The organism is Streptomyces minutiscleroticus (assembly GCF_014650875.1).
GTDB classification, from domain to species: Bacteria; Actinomycetota; Actinomycetes; order Streptomycetales; family Streptomycetaceae; genus Streptomyces; species Streptomyces minutiscleroticus.
Genome location: NZ_BMVU01000012.1, coordinates 104,300 through 119,948, shown reverse-complemented (window position 1 = coordinate 119,948; position 15,649 = coordinate 104,300). Strand labels below are relative to the sequence as shown.

14 protein-coding genes are annotated in these 15,649 nt (G+C 73.4%); 7 read left to right on the top strand and 7 right to left on the bottom strand.

The features are described from left to right. The first annotated feature begins 179 nt into the window (after positions 1–179). The 6 genes from IE271_RS15275 (at position 180) to IE271_RS15250 (ending at position 8,432) form a co-directional block, all read left to right on the top strand. Positions 180–2,519, top strand: coding sequence for a bifunctional SulP family inorganic anion transporter/carbonic anhydrase (locus IE271_RS15275; protein ID WP_190190836.1), 2,340 nt, complete (start codon positions 180–182; stop codon positions 2,517–2,519). A gap of 334 nt (positions 2,520–2,853) precedes the next feature. Further along, positions 2,854–4,851: an acetate--CoA ligase gene (acs, locus tag IE271_RS15270; RefSeq protein WP_190190835.1), complete on the top strand. Its 1,998-nt coding sequence runs from the start codon at positions 2,854–2,856 to the stop codon at positions 4,849–4,851. Between the two features lie 230 nt (positions 4,852–5,081). Further along, on the top strand, positions 5,082–6,482 hold the full coding sequence (nhaA, locus tag IE271_RS15265) for a Na+/H+ antiporter NhaA (protein ID WP_190190834.1): 1,401 nt from the start codon (positions 5,082–5,084) through the stop codon (positions 6,480–6,482). 101 nt (positions 6,483–6,583) lie between these two features. After that, positions 6,584–7,069, top strand: a complete 486-nt coding sequence (locus IE271_RS15260) for a phage holin family protein (RefSeq protein WP_190190833.1) — start codon at positions 6,584–6,586, stop codon at positions 7,067–7,069. Beyond that, a complete protein-coding gene (locus IE271_RS15255; RefSeq protein ID WP_190190832.1) occupies positions 7,066–8,016 on the top strand; it encodes an alpha/beta fold hydrolase in 951 nt (316 codons plus the stop codon). The genes IE271_RS15260 and IE271_RS15255 overlap by 4 nt, the downstream gene beginning before the upstream one ends. A gap of 236 nt (positions 8,017–8,252) precedes the next feature. Continuing rightward, entirely contained in the window at positions 8,253–8,432 is a 180-nt protein-coding gene (locus IE271_RS15250) for a hypothetical protein (protein ID WP_190190831.1), read from the top strand. 98 nt (positions 8,433–8,530) lie between these two features. Here IE271_RS15250 and IE271_RS15245 read toward each other — a convergent pair whose 3' ends face one another. The 3 genes from IE271_RS15245 to nth form a co-directional block, all read right to left on the bottom strand. Further along, positions 8,531–9,730, bottom strand: a complete 1,200-nt coding sequence (locus tag IE271_RS15245; protein WP_190190830.1) for a MarP family serine protease — start codon at positions 9,728–9,730, stop codon at positions 8,531–8,533. A gap of 147 nt (positions 9,731–9,877) precedes the next feature. Further along, positions 9,878–10,573: an NUDIX hydrolase gene (locus IE271_RS15240; RefSeq protein ID WP_190190829.1), complete on the bottom strand. Its 696-nt coding sequence runs from the start codon at positions 10,571–10,573 to the stop codon at positions 9,878–9,880. Positions 10,574–10,709: 136 nt separating this feature from the next. After that, a complete protein-coding gene (gene nth / locus IE271_RS15235) occupies positions 10,710–11,756 on the bottom strand; it encodes an endonuclease III (RefSeq protein WP_373308772.1) in 1,047 nt (348 codons plus the stop codon). Positions 11,757–12,280: 524 nt separating this feature from the next. Here nth and IE271_RS15230 point away from each other — a divergent pair. Next, positions 12,281–12,955, top strand: a complete 675-nt coding sequence (locus IE271_RS15230) for a Crp/Fnr family transcriptional regulator (protein ID WP_006382668.1) — start codon at positions 12,281–12,283, stop codon at positions 12,953–12,955. Positions 12,956–13,112: 157 nt separating this feature from the next. Here the strand turns inward: IE271_RS15230 and IE271_RS15225 are convergent, their stop codons facing one another. The 4 genes from IE271_RS15225 to sp36 all read right to left on the bottom strand — a co-directional run bounded on the left by IE271_RS15225 (position 13,113) and on the right by sp36 (position 15,587). Further along, positions 13,113–13,943 carry an MBL fold metallo-hydrolase gene (locus tag IE271_RS15225; protein ID WP_190190828.1) on the bottom strand — a complete coding sequence of 277 codons (831 nt, stop codon included), beginning with the start codon at positions 13,941–13,943 and terminating at the stop codon, positions 13,113–13,115. Continuing rightward, the gene (locus IE271_RS15220) at positions 13,940–14,812 is read right to left on the bottom strand and encodes an NUDIX hydrolase (RefSeq protein WP_190190827.1); all 873 of its coding nucleotides are present in this window, start codon (positions 14,810–14,812) and stop codon (positions 13,940–13,942) included. The genes IE271_RS15225 and IE271_RS15220 overlap by 4 nt, the downstream gene beginning before the upstream one ends. Before the next feature lie 149 nt (positions 14,813–14,961). After that, positions 14,962–15,429: a RidA family protein gene (locus IE271_RS15215; protein ID WP_190190826.1), complete on the bottom strand. Its 468-nt coding sequence runs from the start codon at positions 15,427–15,429 to the stop codon at positions 14,962–14,964. Continuing rightward, complete coding sequence (sp36, locus tag IE271_RS15210) at positions 15,426–15,587, bottom strand: Sp36 family protein (protein ID WP_093601778.1); 162 nt, start codon at positions 15,585–15,587, stop codon at positions 15,426–15,428. The genes IE271_RS15215 and sp36 overlap by 4 nt, the downstream gene beginning before the upstream one ends. Positions 15,588–15,649 lie beyond the last annotated feature (62 nt).

The window sequence follows — 15,649 nt, the reverse complement described above, 5'->3', positions numbered from 1 at the left end:
CAATTGCACCATTTGCCCGGATTTTTGAGACAAACCCTTTACTCTGCATTACGGTCCATTTACCGACTGTTGATGATCCCGCCGCTGCACGCCGTGACCCACGGCCGCGACCCACCCCCGCCGACCGGCGGGGGCCACTTCGTTCCGCGACCGCGCCGCCCCGGAGGAGACGGGAAAGAATGTCCGCCTGCGTCCCCGCCCGCACCGCCGACTCACCTCGGACGGAGCGCACCCATCCGCCGCACAGCCCGCCGCGGTCCCGGTTCCGCCGGTTCCGCCCGTTCCGCGTGTCGGGAGCCGATCTGTCGGCGTCCGTCGCCGTCTTCCTGATCGCCCTGCCCCTGTCCCTCGGCATCGCCCTCGCCACCGGCGCCCCGCTCCAGGCGGGCCTCGTCGCCGCGGCCGTCGGCGGCCTCGTCGCCGGACTCCTCGGCGGCGCCCCGCTCCAGGTGAGCGGTCCCGCCGCCGGGCTCACCGTCGTCACCGCCGACCTCATCCACCAGTACGGATGGCGGACCACCTGCGCCATCACCGTGCTCGCCGGCCTCGCCCAGCTGGGCCTGGGCTGCCTGCGCGTGGCCCGTACCGCGCTCGCCGTCAGCCCCGCCATCGTGCACGGCATGCTGGCCGGCATCGGCGTCACCATCGCCGTGGCCCAGCTGCACATCGTCCTCGGCGGCACCCCGCAGAGCGCCGTCGTCGACAACCTGCTCGCGCTCCCCGCCCAGCTGGCGGACCTCCGGCCGGCCGCGGTGTCGACGAGCGCGCTCACGCTCGCGGTGCTGTTCGCCTGGCCCCGGCTGCCCGGGCGGGCCGGACAGTTGCTGCGCAAGCTTCCGGCCGCCCTGGTCGCGGTCGCCGCCGCCACCGCGGTCGCCTCGTTCGCCGGGCTCACGCTGCCCCGGGTCGACCTGCCCTCCTGGCACAGCCACGCACTGGCCGGGCTGCCCGAGGGACCGGTGACCGGCATCGTCGCCGCGGTGCTGACCACCACCCTGGTGTGCAGCGTGCAGTCGCTGCTCGGCGCCGTCGCCGTGGACAAACTGGTGGCGCGGCGCCCGGGCCCGCCGCCCGCCGGGGCCACGCGCTCCGACCTCGACCGGGAGCTGCTGGGCCAGGGCTCCGCGAACATCGTCTCCGGCGCGCTCGGCGGGCTGCCGGTCGCCGGCGTCGCCGTACGCAGCACGGCGAACGTGCACGCGGGCGCCGAGAGCCGGAACTCCACGATGCTGCACGGCGTTTGGGTAGTGGCGGCCACGCTGCTCCTGGTCCCCGCCCTGGAGCTGATCCCGCTCGCCGCGCTCGCCGCCCTGGTGATGTCCGTCGGCATCCAGATGGTGTCCCTGAACCACATCCGCACGGTCACCCGCCACCGCGAGGTGCTGGTGTACGTCGTCACCACGTTCGGCGTCGTGCTCTTCGGGGTGCTGGAGGGCGTCGCGCTGGGCGTCGCCGTGGCCGTCGGCGTCGCCCTGCACCGCCTCACCCGCACCCGGATCACGCACGAGGAGAAGGAGGGGGTCCATCACGTACGCGTCAGAGGACAGCTGACCTTCCTCGCCGTGCCGCGGCTCAGCCGGGCGCTGCACGCCGTGCCCCGCGGGGCCGAGGCCGTCGTGGAGCTGGACGGCTCCTTCATGGACCACGCGGCGTACGAGGCGCTGCACGACTGGCAGAACGCGCACACGGCGCAGGGCGGCCGGGTCGGGATCACCGGGCGGACCGGGACGCGCATCGCAGAGACCGCGAGCGGCTCGCCCTGCCGCTGCCGCCCCTGGACGCCCTGGCGCAACCACCACTGCGAGAGCCCGCCCACGGCGCCGCCGGACGCGCGGCCGAGCAGGCACCGGCTGGCCGACGGCATCAGCGCGTTCCAGCGGAACACCGCGCCGCTGATGCGCGGCGAGCTGGCCCGCCTGGCGCGCGAGGGGCAGAAGCCCGTGCAGCTCTTCCTCACCTGCGCCGACTCACGCCTCGTCACCTCGATGATCACATCGAGCGGTCCCGGCGACCTCTTCGTCGTGCGGAACGTGGGCAACCTCGTACCGCTGCCCGGCGAGGAGGGCGGGGACGACTCGGTGGCGGCCGCGATCGAGTACGCCGTGGACGTGCTGCGGGTGCGGTCCGTCACGGTGTGCGGGCACTCCGGCTGCGGGGCGATGCAGGCGCTGCTGACCATGGACGCGGACGGCTCCCCGTCGCCGCTGAGGCGGTGGCTGCGGCACGGACGGCCCAGTCTGGAGCGGGTGGCCGCCGAGGACGGGTCCGCGCCGCACATCGCCGGACGGGAGTCCGCCGACGCCGTGGAGCGGCTGTCCCTGGCCAATGTCATGCAGCAGCTGGAGCACCTGCGGTCCCACGGGTCCGTCGAGCGGGCCCTGCGTCAGGGGTCGCTGGAACTGCACGGCATGTACTTCGACGTCGGCGAGGCCCAGGCGTACCTGCTCTCGGACGCCGACCCGGAGAGCGGGGTGTTCGACCGGGTCGCCGCGACGGCCCGGCCCGGGTCGCCCGTCTGACGCCGCCCCCTCCGCGCCCGTGCGCCCGGCCGCCCCACGCGGGAGCCGGGCGCACGGCATGCGGTGCGCGACATGCTGCTGGGCACGGCATGCGGTACGCGACACGCTGCTGGGCACGGCATGCGGTACGCGACACGCTGTGCACGGCTGCGGTACGCGGCACGTGGTGCGCGACATGCGGTGCGGGGCACCCGCCGTGGCGGACGGCCGGTGTGTCTGAACCGGACGCCCTCCACGTCCGTGGGAACGTATGGCCCCGGTCCGCCAGCACGTCCGACAGGTCTAAACCACTTGTCGGCCGACCCTTGTCATCAGGGGTTCCGTCTGATGAGCTGTGGCCCGGGACACAACGGACACCCTGGGAAAGGGAGATGTCGTGAGCAACGAATCCTTGGCCAACCTGCTTCGAGAAGAGCGTAGGTTCGCGCCGCCCGCCGACCTGGCCGCGAACGCCAACGTCACCGCGGAGGCGTACGAACGGGCCAAGGCTGACAGGCTCGGCTTCTGGGCCGAGCAGGCCCGCCGGCTGACCTGGGAGACCGAGCCGACCGAGACCCTGGACTGGTCGAACCCGCCGTTCGCGAAGTGGTTCAAGGACGGCAGGCTCAACGTGGCGTACAACTGCGTGGACCGGCACGTCGAGGCCGGGCACGGCGAGCGCGTCGCCATCCACTTCGAGGGCGAGCCCGGCGACGGCCGCACCATCACCTACGCCCAGCTCAAGGACGAGGTCTCGCGCGCCGCGAACGCCCTGACCGAACTGGGCGTCCAGAAGGGCGACCGGGTCGCCGTCTACCTGCCGATGATCCCCGAGGCGGTCGTCGCGATGCTCGCGTGCGCCCGTATCGGCGCCGCGCACTCCGTGGTCTTCGGCGGCTTCTCGGCCGACGCCATCGCCACCCGCATCAAGGACGCCGACGCCAAGGTGGTCATCACCTCCGACGGCGGCTACCGGCGCGGCAAGCCCTCCGCCCTCAAGCCCGCCGTCGACGAGGCGCTCACCCGCACCGAGGGCGTCCGCAACGTCCTGGTGGTCCGCCGCACCGGCCAGGACGTCGCGTGGACCGAGGGCCGCGACGTCTGGTGGCACGAGATCACCGGGCGGCAGTCCGCGGAGCACACGCCCGAGGCGTTCGACGCCGAGCACCCGCTGTTCATCCTGTACACGTCCGGCACCACCGGGAAGCCCAAGGGCATCCTGCACACCTCCGGCGGCTACCTCACCCAGACCGCGTACACCCACCACGCGGTGTTCGACCTGAAGCCGGAGACCGACGTCTACTGGTGCACCGCCGACATCGGCTGGGTCACCGGGCACTCGTACATCACCTACGGACCGCTGGCCAACGGCGCGACGCAGGTCATGTACGAGGGCACGCCGGACACCCCGCACCAGGGCCGCTTCTGGGAGATCGTGCAGAAGTACGGCGTCACGATCCTCTACACGGCGCCCACCGCGATCCGCACGTTCATGAAGTGGGGCGACGACATCCCCGCCAAGTTCGACCTGTCGTCGCTGCGCGTCCTGGGCTCGGTCGGCGAGCCGATCAACCCCGAGGCGTGGGTCTGGTACCGCAAGCACATCGGCGCCGACCGCACCCCGGTCGTGGACACCTGGTGGCAGACCGAGACCGGCGCGATGATGATCTCGCCGCTGCCGGGCGTCACCGAGGCAAAGCCGGGCTCCGCCCAGCGCCCGCTGCCGGGCATCTCGGCCACCGTCGTCGACGACGAGGCCCATGAGGTCCCGAACGGCGGGGGCGGCTACCTGGTCCTCACCGAGCCGTGGCCGTCGATGCTGCGCACCATCTGGGGCGACGACCAGCGGTTCATCGACACCTACTGGTCGCGCTTCGAGGGCAGGTACTTCGCGGGCGACGGCGCCAAGAAGGACGAGGACGGCGACATCTGGCTGCTCGGCCGGGTGGACGACGTGATGCTCGTGTCCGGGCACAACATCTCCACCACCGAGGTCGAGTCGGCGCTCGTCTCGCACCCCTCGGTCGCCGAGGCGGCGGTCGTCGGCGCCGCGGACGAGACCACCGGCCAGGCCATCGTCGCCTTCGTGATCCTGCGCGGCTCGGCCGCGGAGACCGAGGACCTGGTCGCCGAGCTGCGCAACCACGTCGGCACCTCCCTCGGCCCGATCGCCAAGCCCAAGCGGATCCTGCCGGTGGCCGAGCTGCCCAAGACCCGCTCCGGCAAGATCATGCGCCGTCTGCTGCGCGACGTCGCCGAGAACCGCGAGCTGGGGGACGTCACCACCCTGACGGACTCCACGGTCATGGACCTCATCCAGTCCAAGCTCCCGACGACCTCCAGCGACGACTGAGCCATTCGGCCACAGGAGTGCGCGAGGGATTGACCGCGCCTCTCCAGGGGCACCCGGCAGCGCATGCGCCGGGTGCCCCTTCCGCGTCGTGCGCCGCTCGCGCCAGGTGTGCCCGCGGGGGGCGCGGGTAGCATGACGAGCGCGTCAGCGACGCGACACGCGACATCAGGTGCGCCGGGAAGTCTGGTCGGCAGGTCTTCTGCCCTGCCCGCCGACCGGAGGTCCGCACCGTGACCGCACCCCGCACCGACTCCCGCAAGGCCCTTGGCCGCCTCTCCCTGCCCGAGCGCACCCGCGTCGTCGAGGCGCTGCGCACCGAGACGGTCGGCGGCGTCCTCCTGCTGGCGGCCGCCGTCCTGGCCCTGGTCCTGGCCAACGTTCCCGGTCTGCGCGACGGCTACGCGAGCGTCCGCGACTTCCACCTCGGCCCCGCCGCGCTCGGCCTGGACCTGTCCGTGGGGCACTGGGCGGCCGACGGACTTCTGGCCGTCTTCTTCTTCGTCGCCGGCGTCGAGCTCAAGCGCGAACTGGTCGCGGGCGACCTGCGCGACCCGAAGGCGGCGGCCCTGCCGGTGATCGCGGCGCTCTGCGGCATGGCCGCGCCCGCGCTCGTCTACACCCTGGTCAACGTCGCCGGTGGCGGCTCCACCGCGGGCTGGGCCGTGCCCACCGCCACCGACATCGCCTTCGCGCTCGCCGTCCTCGCGGTGATCGGCACCTCCCTGCCGTCCGCGCTGCGCGCCTTTCTGCTCACGCTCGCCGTCGTCGACGACCTCTTCGCCATCCTGATCATCGCGGTCTTCTTCACCTCGGACCTGGACTTCGCGGCGCTGGGCGGCGCCGTGGCCGGCCTCGCCGTCTTCTGGGTGCTGCTCAGGACGGGGGTCCGCGGCTGGTACGTGTACGTGCCACTGGCGCTGGTGGTCTGGGCGCTGATGTACAACAGCGGCGTCCACGCCACCATCGCCGGCGTCGCGATGGGCCTCATGCTGCGCTGCACCCCCCGCGAGGGCGAGCGCACCTCCCCCGGGGAGCGCATCGAGCACCTGGTGCGCCCGCTCTCCGCCGGACTCGCCGTGCCGCTGTTCGCACTGTTCAGCGCCGGTGTCTCACTGTCGGGCGGGGCACTGGGCGACGTGTTCTCCCGGCCGGAGACCCTCGGTGTCGTCCTCGGGCTCGTCGTCGGCAAGACCCTCGGCATCCTCGGCGGCACCTGGCTGACGGCCCGCTTCACCCGTGCGTCGCTGTCCGAGGAGCTGGCCTGGGCCGACGTCTTCGCGGTGGCCGTGCTGGCGGGCATCGGCTTCACGGTCTCCCTGCTCATCGGCGAGCTCGCCTTCGAGGGGGACGCCGCACTGACCGACGAGGTGAAGGCGGCCGTCCTCACCGGCTCCGTGATCGCGGCCGTGCTGTCCTCCGTCCTGCTGAAGATCCGCAACGACCGGTACCGGCGGCTGTGCGAGGCCGAGGAGCGCGACGAGGACCAGGACGGCATCCCCGACGTGTACGAGCAGGACGACCCGGAGTACCACCTGCGGATGGCCGAGATGCACGAGCGGAAGGCCGCCGAGCATCGAAGGCTTGCCGAAGTGATGGGCGGGGCAGGCGACCAGCACGACAGTCCGGCATGATCTGACCTGTCCATCCATAACGTCCGCAGCAGTCCGCGGCAGTACCGCGGGCCGCCCGCGGACCCACCGCGGCACAGTCCGCAGAGAGCAGGGAGACCGCGATGAGCGCACCCGACGGCAGCCCGGTCGGCGCCGAACGCAGCATCGGCCAGTTGTTCGCCTCGGCGACGACCGAGATGTCCGCGCTGGTGCACGACGAGATCGCGCTGGCGAAGGCGCAGCTCAAGCAGGACGTCAAGCGCGGCGCGGTCAGCGGTGGCGCCTTCTCCGCGGCCGGCGCGGTGCTGATCTTCTCGCTGCCCATGCTCAGCTTCGCCCTGGCGTACGGCATCCGCACCTGGAGCGACTGGAACCTCGCCGTCTGCTTCCTGCTCTCCTTCGCCGCGAACGTCCTGGTCGCCGGGTTCCTCGCGCTCATCGGCCTGGTCTTCGCGAAGAAGGCCAAGAAGGGCAAGGGCCCGCAGAAGACCGCGGCCTCGGTCAAGGAGACGGCGTCCGTCCTGCAGCACGCCAAGCCGCACCCCCGGCAGAACTCCGCGGGCCCGGGCAGTACGCACGCCGAGGCTGTGGCACGCTCGTCCTCATGACGGACCCCGCCACCCCTTCGGCCCAACCCGCCTCGGTCGTCCGGCTCGACATCCCCGGCGGACACGAGGTGATCCACCGGGACGTCGCGGCCAACGGCGCGCGCTTCCACATCGCCGAGCTGGGCGACGGGCCGCTGGTCCTGCTGCTGCACGGCTTTCCCCAGTTCTGGTGGACCTGGCGGCACCAGCTGGTGGCGCTCGCCGACGCGGGCTTCCGCGCGGTCGCCATGGACCTGCGGGGGGTCGGCGGCAGCGACCGCACCCCGCGCGGCTACGACCCCGCCAACCTCGCCCTCGACATCACCGGCGTCGTCCGCTCCCTGGGCGAGCCCGACGCCGCCCTGGTCGGCCACGACCTCGGCGGCTACCTGGCCTGGACCGCCGCGGTGATGCGCCCCAAGCTGGTGCGCCGGCTCGCGGTCGCCTCCATGCCCCACCCCCGGCGGTGGCGCTCGGCGATGCTCTCCGACGTCCGGCAGACCGCCGCGAGCTCGTACATCTGGGGCTTCCAGCGGCCCTGGCTGCCGGAGCGTCAACTCATGGCGGACGGCGGAGCCCTGGTGGGCCGTCTGGTACGGGAGTGGTCCGGGCCGCGGCTGCCCGACGACGAGGCCGTGGAGGCGTACCGGCGCGCCATGAGCATCCCCTCGACGGCGCACTGCTCGATCGAGCCGTACCGGTGGATGGTCCGCTCGCTGGCGCGGCCCGACGGCATCCAGTTCAACCGCCGCATGAAGCGGCCGGTGCGGGTGCCGACGCTGCATCTGCACGGGTCGCTGGACCCGGTGATGCGCACGCGCAGCGCCGCGGGGTCGGGCGAGTACGTCGAGGCCCCCTACCGCTGGCGGCTGTTCGACGGGCTCGGGCACTTCCCGCACGAGGAGGACCCGGCGGCCTTCTCGGCCGAGCTGGTCAACTGGCTGAAGGACCCCGAGCCCGACCGCTGATCCCTCTGTCCGGGCCGCTGTTCCCCCTGTCCGGGCCGCCGTCCCCACGGCCGCGGCCGCCGCTGTCCGGCCCCGCTCCCCGGGCCGGGGCCCCGGCCCGGCTCCCGGTCCTTCGCAGGCCCGTACTGGGTACGTCCGGCAGCGTTTGTCCTATGAACGCCACTTGCCTCGCGCATAGGCCAATTGGACGCACCAGAGGCGGTTACCGACCATGGGCCAGGGGCACAGGTCGGGGTATGGGCTGGACGCACGACTACAGTGACGCAGCACGCAACCGCCGCCCGGACAGCGGGCTGACCTCGTATCAGAGGAGCACCCCGCAGGTGGTGGCCGCCGATCCCCGCGTGGGGATCCCGCACATCCTGAGGCGCCGGGCCCGCTGGGTCTCGGCGCGCCTGCGCCACCCCAAGGACTGATCTCCCGGGGCCGATTCCGCCCCGCCGACCCCACGTGGAGCCGGCCCGGCGTCAGGTCCTGACGCCGGGCGGTGCGGACGCACCGGTCGCCCTGGCCGTCACAGCGCGCAGCTGTCGCTGTCCACCTGCTGGTTGGCGCTGCGCCCCCGGGCGACGTCCTCGCGGACCTCGTCCGCGGTGAGCGCGTAGCCGGTGTCGGGGTCGTCCAGGGACTTCGCGAACACGACGCCGTACACCCGGCCGTCGGGCGTGAGCAGCGGACCGCCGGAGTTGCCCTGACGCACCGTCGCGTAGAGCGAGTAGACGTCGCGGCGCACGGTGTCGCGGTGGTAGATGTCGGGGCCGTTGGCGGTGATGCGGCCGCGCACGCGCGCCGGGCGCACGTCGTACGCGCCGTTCTCGGGGAAGCCCGCCACGATCGCGTCGTCGTCGCTGTCCGCGTCCTCGTCCGCGAAGCGCAGCACGGGCGCGTTCAGGTCCGGTACGTCGAGCACGGCGATGTCGCGCTGCCAGTCGTAGAGGACGACCTTCGCCTCGTAGCGCCGCCCCTCGCCGCCTATCTGCACGAAGGGCTCGTCCACGCCGCCGACCACGTGGGCGTTGGTCATCACGCGGCGCTCGCCGAAGACGAAGCCCGTGCCTTCGAGGACCTTGCCGCAGCTCTGCGCGGTGCCGGTGACCTTGACGATGGACCGCTTGGCGCGGGCGGCGACGGGGCTGTCCGCGAGCGCCGGATCGGGCGCCTGCACCTCGGTGATGGGCTCGTTCGAGAACGGGCTGAAGACCTGCGGGAAGCCGTTCTGCGCGAGGACCGAGGAGAAGTCGGCGAACCAGGTGTCGGCCCGGTCGGGCAGCGCCCGGGAGACGCCCTGCAGCACCGTGGAATCGCGGACCTCGCGGCCGAGCGTCGGCAGCGTCGTGCCGGCCAGGGCGGAGCCGATCAGCCAGGCGACGAGCAGCATCGCCACGACGTTCACGAGCGCGCCGCCCGTGGCGTCCAGGGCGCGGGCCGGGGACCAGGTGATGTATCTGCGCAGCTTGTTGCCGAGGTGCGTGGTGAGCGCCTGGCCGACCGAGGCGCAGACGATGACGATGATCACCGCGACGACGGCGGCGGAGGTGCTGACCTCGGACCCCTCGGTCAGGACGTCCCAGAGCACGGGCAGCAGATAGACCGCTGCCAGGCCGCCGCCGAGGAAGCCGATCACCGACAGGATGCCGACGACGAAGCCCTGCCGGTAGCCGACGATCGCGAACCAGACGGCGGCGACCAGCAACAGGATGTCCAGCACGTTCACAGGTTCAGGCCTCGCCTCGTCACGTCACGGTCGCCGCGTTCCGGCCGTGGTCCCGGGCCGCACGGCGGCGGCCCGTACGACGGCGGGCCGCACGGCGGCAGGAGGGCGCGGCGGCCCCGGCGGATACACAGCACGCACGCCACCCTGTCACGCGCGCCAGTCGAGCGGGACCTGCTTGTCCCGGTCCCAGGGGCGCTCCCAGCCCGCGAAGTGCAGAAGGCGGTCGATGATGCCGGCCGTGAAGCCCCACACGAGGGCCGATTCGACCAGGAATGCCGGGCCCCGGTGGCCGCTGGGGTGCACCGTCGTCACACGATGGGCGGGATCCGTGAGATCCGCCACGGGAACGGTGAAGACCCGGGCCGTCTCGGCGGGATCGACCACGCCGACCGGGCTCGGCTCGCGCCACCAGCCCAGGACGGGCGTGACCACGAAGCCGCTCACCGGGATGTAGAGCTTCGGCAGGACGCCGAAGAGCTGGACGCCGCGCGGGTCGAGGCCGGTCTCCTCCTCGGCCTCGCGCAGCGCGGCCCGCAGCGGGGCGTCGCCCTGCGGGTCGCCGTCCTCGGGGTCGAGGGCGCCGCCGGGGAACGCGGGCTGCCCCGCGTGCGAGCGCAGCGACCCGGAGCGCTCCATGAGCAGCAGCTCGGGGCCGCGCTCGCCCTCGCCGAACAGGATCAGCACGGCGGACGGGCGGCCCGTGCCGTCGGCCGGCGGCAGGAACCGGCTCAGCTGGCGCGGCCGCACCGTCTCCACGGCGCGCACCACCGGGTCCAGCCAGCCGGGCAGGCCGTCCGTGCTCAGGACGAGCTCCCCGTCGTGCATGTGGCTCGCGTGCGTCATCGCCACCCCCGTTCTGCGGGACTCAACGCGTGGCGTCCCGTGGTTCGTTCCGCCCGTAGGGCCCGCTGTGCCGGAACCTTTCCTTCCGGCGGGATCGCCCGGACCGCCGCCGGTCCCGCCCCGCTCCCCTCCGGGGTCATCCGGCCTCCGGTGCGGGCGCCTCGCCCCCGGCCCTCTCGCCGCCGGAGGCCGCCTCCGCCTCCGGCCTCGCCACGGCGGCGCCGAGCGGGGGCGCCGGGACGCCGCCCGCGTCGAGGTACGCCTGCGGGGGCTTCAGGCGCTGCCCCGGGAAGCCTCCCTTCTCGTACTTCAGAAGCTTCTTCGCCTTCTCCGGGTCCGTCTCGCCCTCGCCGTACGCGGGGCAGAGCGGAGCGATGGGGCAGGCGCCGCAGGCGGGCCTGCGGGCGTGGCAGATCCGGCGGCCGTGGAAGATCACGTGGTGCGAGAGCATCGTCCAGTCGCTCTTCGGGAAGAGCCCGCCGACGGCCGCCTCGACCTTGTCCGGGTCGGTCTCCTCGGTCCACTTCCAGCGCCGCACGAGCCGCCCGAAGTGGGTGTCCACGGTGATCCCGGGCCGCCCGAACGCGTTGCCGAGCACGACGAAGGCCGTCTTGCGGCCCACTCCGGGGAGCTTGACCAGGTCCTCCAGGCGGCCGGGCACCTCGCCCCCGAAGTCGTCCCTGAGCCCCTTCGACAGCCCGATGACGGACTTGGTCTTGGCCCGGAAGAAGCCGGTCGGGCGGAGGATCTCCTCGACCTCCTCCGGGTCGGCGGCGGCGAGGTCCTCCGGGGTGGGGTACCTGGCGAAGAGCGCCGGCGTCGTCTGGTTCACCCGCAGGTCGGTGGTCTGCGCGGAGAGCACCGTGGCGACCAGGAGCTGGAAGGGGTTCTCGAAGTCCAGCTCGGGGTGGGCGTACGGGTAGACCTCGGCGAGCTCCCGGTCGATCCGGCGGGCGCGGCGGACGAGCGCGGTGCGCGACTCGTTCTTCGGGGGCCGGGCGGGGGCGACGGCGGGCGCCCGGCCGGAAGCGGCCTTCCCGGCCGCCTTCCCGGCGGTCTTCTTCGCCGTCCCAGCGGCCTTCTTCGCCGCCCCGGCGGTCCTCTTCGCCGCGGTCCCGGCGGACTTCCCCGCCGTCCCGGCGGTCCTCTTCGCCGCACCCGTGGTCTTCTTCGCCGTCTCCATGGTCTTCTTCGTCACGGTTCCGGCGGTCCTTTCCGCGGTCTCCCCCGCGGCCGGCCGGTCGTCCGGGACCTTCCCGGCGGCGGTCGCCCTCTTGGCAGTGGCCGCCTTCTTGGCGGTGGTCGTCTTCTTCACCGTCGTCGTCTTCCCGGTCTTCCCGGCGGTGGTCGCCGCCTGCTTCGCCGCGGTGGGCCTTTCGGCCGCGGACTTCTTCACAGGTGACCCTTTTGCCCTATTCGCCGGGTCATCCGTTCCGCCGGGCGCCCGTTCGCCCACAGCGGAATCAGGACGTACGGTCACCCGCGCAGCCCCCTCGGCCTGTGCTCTCACCGGCGATTTGGACACCCGGCCAGCCTAAAGCCCGGCGCCGACATCCGCCCCGGCCGCACGGGATCGGCCCCCGATTGGCCCCCTGCCGCACTGCACGGGACACCGGTACGGCATCCTTGTGACAGATCACACTGTTGTAAACGTCCGGCAAGATGGGGAACGAGGTCCCCTGATGCAGGTCGACAAGGAGAGAACTCGTGGACGACGTTCTGCGGCGCGCCCCGCTCTTCGCGGCGCTCGATGACGAGCAGGCCGCGGAGCTCCGCGCCTCCATGAGTGAGGTGACCCTCGCGCGCGGCGACGCGCTCTTCCACGAGGGTGATCCGGGTGACCGCCTCTACGTGGTCACCGAGGGCAAGGTCAAGCTCCACCGCACGTCCCCCGACGGCCGCGAGAACATGCTGGCGGTCCTCGGTCCCGGCGAGCTGATCGGCGAGCTGTCGCTGTTCGACCCGGGCCCGCGCACGGCCACCGCCACGGCGCTGACCGAGGTCAAGCTGCTGGGCCTCGGCCACGGCGACCTCCAGCCGTGGCTCAACGCGCGTCCCGAGGTGGCCGCCGCCCTGCTGCGCGCCGTCGCCCGCCGGCTGCGCAAGACCAACGACCAGATGTCCGACCTGGTCTTCTCGGACGTCCCGGGCCGTGTCGCCCGCGCGCTCCTCGACCTGTCGCGCCGCTTCGGCGTGCAGTCGGAGGAGGGCATCCACGTGGTGCACGACCTGACCCAGGAGGAGCTGGCCCAGCTGGTCGGCGCCTCCCGCGAGACGGTCAACAAGGCGCTCGCCGACTTCGCCGGCCGCGGCTGGCTCCGCCTGGAGGCCCGCGCCGTGATCCTGCTGGACGTGGAGCGCCTCGCCAAGCGGTCCCGCTGACCACCCCTCGCCGCGGCGGCCACGGCCGTGCGGCGGCGGACGGACAGTGCGCGAAGGGTTCGCCCCGGTCCGGGGCGGAACCCTTCCGCGTTCGCCCCCTCGGCGGATTGGCGCACCGCGCACCGGCCCGCACTCCCGCCGCGCGGCCCGTGCCCCGCTAGATCAGCCCGTGCTCCCTCAGGTAGTCCATCTGAGCGCGGACCGACAGCTCCGCGGCCGGCCACAGGGAGCGGTCGACGTCCGCGTACACGTGGGCGACGACCTCGGACGGCGTCCGATGGCCGTCCTCGACGGCCGTCTCCACCTGGGCGAGCCGGTGGGCCCGGTGTGCCAGGTAGAACTCGACGGCCCCCTGGGCGTCCTCCAGGACCGGCCCGTGGCCCGGCAGCACGGTGTGCACCCCGTCGTCGACCGTCAGCGATCTGAGCCGCCGCAGCGAGTCGAGGTAGTCGCCGAGGCGGCCGTCGGGGTGGGCCACCACGGTGGTCCCGCGCCCCAGGACGGTGTCGCCGGTCAGGACGGCCCGGTCGGCCGGCAGGTGGAAGCTGAGCGAGTCCGCGGTGTGGCCGGGCGTCGGAACGACGCGCAGCTCCAGGCCGCCCGTCGTCACCACGTCACCGGCCGCCAGCCCCTCGTCGCCGAGCCGCAGCCGCGGGTCGAGCGCCCGCACGGGCGTGCGCGTCAGCTCGGCGAAGCGGGCGGCGCCCTCCGCGTGGTCCGGGTGGCCGTGGGTCAGCAGGGTCAGCGCGACGCGCTTCCCGGCCCGCTCGGCGGTCTCCACGACGGCCCGCAGGTGGGTCTCGTCCAGGGGCCCCGGGTCGATCACGACGGCCAGGCGGGAGTCCGGCTCGGCGACGATCCAGGTGTTGGTGCCGTCCAGGGTCATGGCGGAGGCGTTGGGCGCGAGGACGTTCACGGTCCGGGCGGTGGCGGAGCCGGAGAGCACCCCGCCGCGGGGCTGCCCGGGAAGGGCCGCTGCTTCCGTCATGCGGGGGCTCCCCCGGTCGGTACGTGCTTGGTGAACTCTTCGTGCCCCGGCCAGCTGAGCACCAGTTCGCCGTCGACCAGCCGGGCGCCGGCCAGGACGGGGGTGAGGTCGCGGCCGGGCGCGTCGGCGAGCACGTCGGCCGCCGAGGCGTACGCGGACAGGTGGCGCAGGGTCGCCACGGTGGGCGGCATCATCAGCAGCTCGCCCCGGTCGTACGCCTCCAGGGCGTCGGCGGGGCGGATCCAGACGGTGCGGTCGGCCTCCGTGGAGGCGTTCCTGGTGCGCTGCCCCTCCGGGAGGGCGGCCACGAAGAACCAGGTGTCGTAGCGGCGCGGCTCGAACTCCGGGGTGATCCAGCGCGCCCAGGCGCCGAGCAGGTCCGACCTGAGGACGAGGCCGCGGCGCTCCAGGAACTCGGCGAAGGACAGCTCCCGGGCGACCAGGGCCGCGCGGTCGGCCTCCCAGTCGTCGCCCGTCGTGTCGCCCACCACGGTGCCGGCGGTCGGCCCGGCGAGCAGGACGCCCGCCTCCTCGTACGTCTCGCGCACCGCCGCGCAGACGACGGCCTGGGCGGAGTCCTCGTCGACGCCCAGCCGGTCGGCCCACCACGCGCGCGGGGGACCCGCCCAGCGGACGCGGCGGTCGTCGTCCCGGGGATCCACCCCGCCGCCGGGGTAGGCGTACGCGCCCGCGGCGAAGGCCATGGAGGCGCGTCTGCGCAGCATGTGCACGGCGGGGGCGCCACCGCTGCCGTCCTTGAGCAGCATGACGGTGGCGGCCCTGCGCGGGGTCACGGGGGTGAGCTCGCCGTCCGCCAGCGCGCGGATGCGACCGGGCCACTCCGGGGGGTACCACTGACCGTTCGCCATGGGCGGAGGCTATCCCGTAGTGCGCTGATGTTCGAGAGGCACGCATTCCGGACACTTCCGGGAACCCGGGGACGGACCCGTGACCGGCCGCCGGAGGCGGCGGGCCGGGCCCGTCCGGCCGCTCTCGCCCGGCCCGGCCCCGAACCGGGTCAGTCCTGCGCCAGCTCGACCTGGATCTCGACCTCGACGGGCGCGTCCAGCGGCAGCACCGCGACGCCGACCGCGCTGCGCGCGTGCACGCCGCGGTCGCCCAGCACCTCGCCGAGCAGCTCGCTGGCGCCGTTGAGCACGGCGGGCTGACCCGTGAAGTCGGGGGCCGAGGCGACGAAGCCCGTGACCTTCACGACCCGCGCGATCCGGTCGAGGTCGCCCGTCACGGACTTGACCGCGGCCAGCGCGTTCAGCGCGCACGTGCGGGCCAGCTCCTTGGCCTCCTCGGGCGTGACCTCGGCGCCGACCTTGCCGGTGACGGGCAGCCTGCCCTCCACCATCGGCAGCTGCCCGGCCGTGTACACGTACGCGCCGCTGCGGACGGCCGGCTGGTACGCGGCCAGCGGCGGGACGACCTCGGGCAGCGTCAGCCCGAGCTCCGCGATCCGCCCCTCGACGAGGCTCACGCGGTCTTCTCGCGCTTCAGGTAGGCCACCAGCTGCTCGGGGTTGTTCGGCCCGGGCACGACCTGGACGAGCTCCCAGCCGTCCTCGCCCCAGGTGTCCAGGATCTGCTTCGTGGCATGGACGAGCAGCGGCACGGTTGCGTATTCCCACTTGGTCATGTGGCCGACTGTAGCCGCTGTCGTCCACGGCCTCCCGCGTAGCCCGGGCGCGGACTGGTTAG

Excerpts from the sequence above, each read along its gene's own strand:
- IE271_RS15275 (WP_190190836.1), top strand. The coding sequence starts at position 180 with ATGTCCGCCTGCGTCCCCGCCCGCACCGCCGACTCACCTCGGACGGAG.
- IE271_RS15260 (WP_190190833.1), top strand. The coding sequence starts at position 6,584 with ATGAGCGCACCCGACGGCAGCCCGGTCGGCGCCGAACGCAGCATCGGC.
- IE271_RS15255 (WP_190190832.1), top strand. The coding sequence starts at position 7,066 with ATGACGGACCCCGCCACCCCTTCGGCCCAACCCGCCTCGGTCGTCCGG.
- IE271_RS15250 (WP_190190831.1), top strand. The coding sequence starts at position 8,253 with ATGGGCTGGACGCACGACTACAGTGACGCAGCACGCAACCGCCGCCCG.
- IE271_RS15240 (WP_190190829.1), bottom strand. The coding sequence starts at position 10,573 with ATGACGCACGCGAGCCACATGCACGACGGGGAGCTCGTCCTGAGCACG.
- nth (WP_373308772.1), bottom strand. The coding sequence starts at position 11,756 with ATGGAGACGGCGAAGAAGACCACGGGTGCGGCGAAGAGGACCGCCGGG.
- IE271_RS15225 (WP_190190828.1), bottom strand. The coding sequence starts at position 13,943 with ATGACGGAAGCAGCGGCCCTTCCCGGGCAGCCCCGCGGCGGGGTGCTC.
- IE271_RS15220 (WP_190190827.1), bottom strand. The coding sequence starts at position 14,812 with ATGGCGAACGGTCAGTGGTACCCCCCGGAGTGGCCCGGTCGCATCCGC.
- sp36 (WP_093601778.1), bottom strand. The coding sequence starts at position 15,587 with ATGACCAAGTGGGAATACGCAACCGTGCCGCTGCTCGTCCATGCCACG.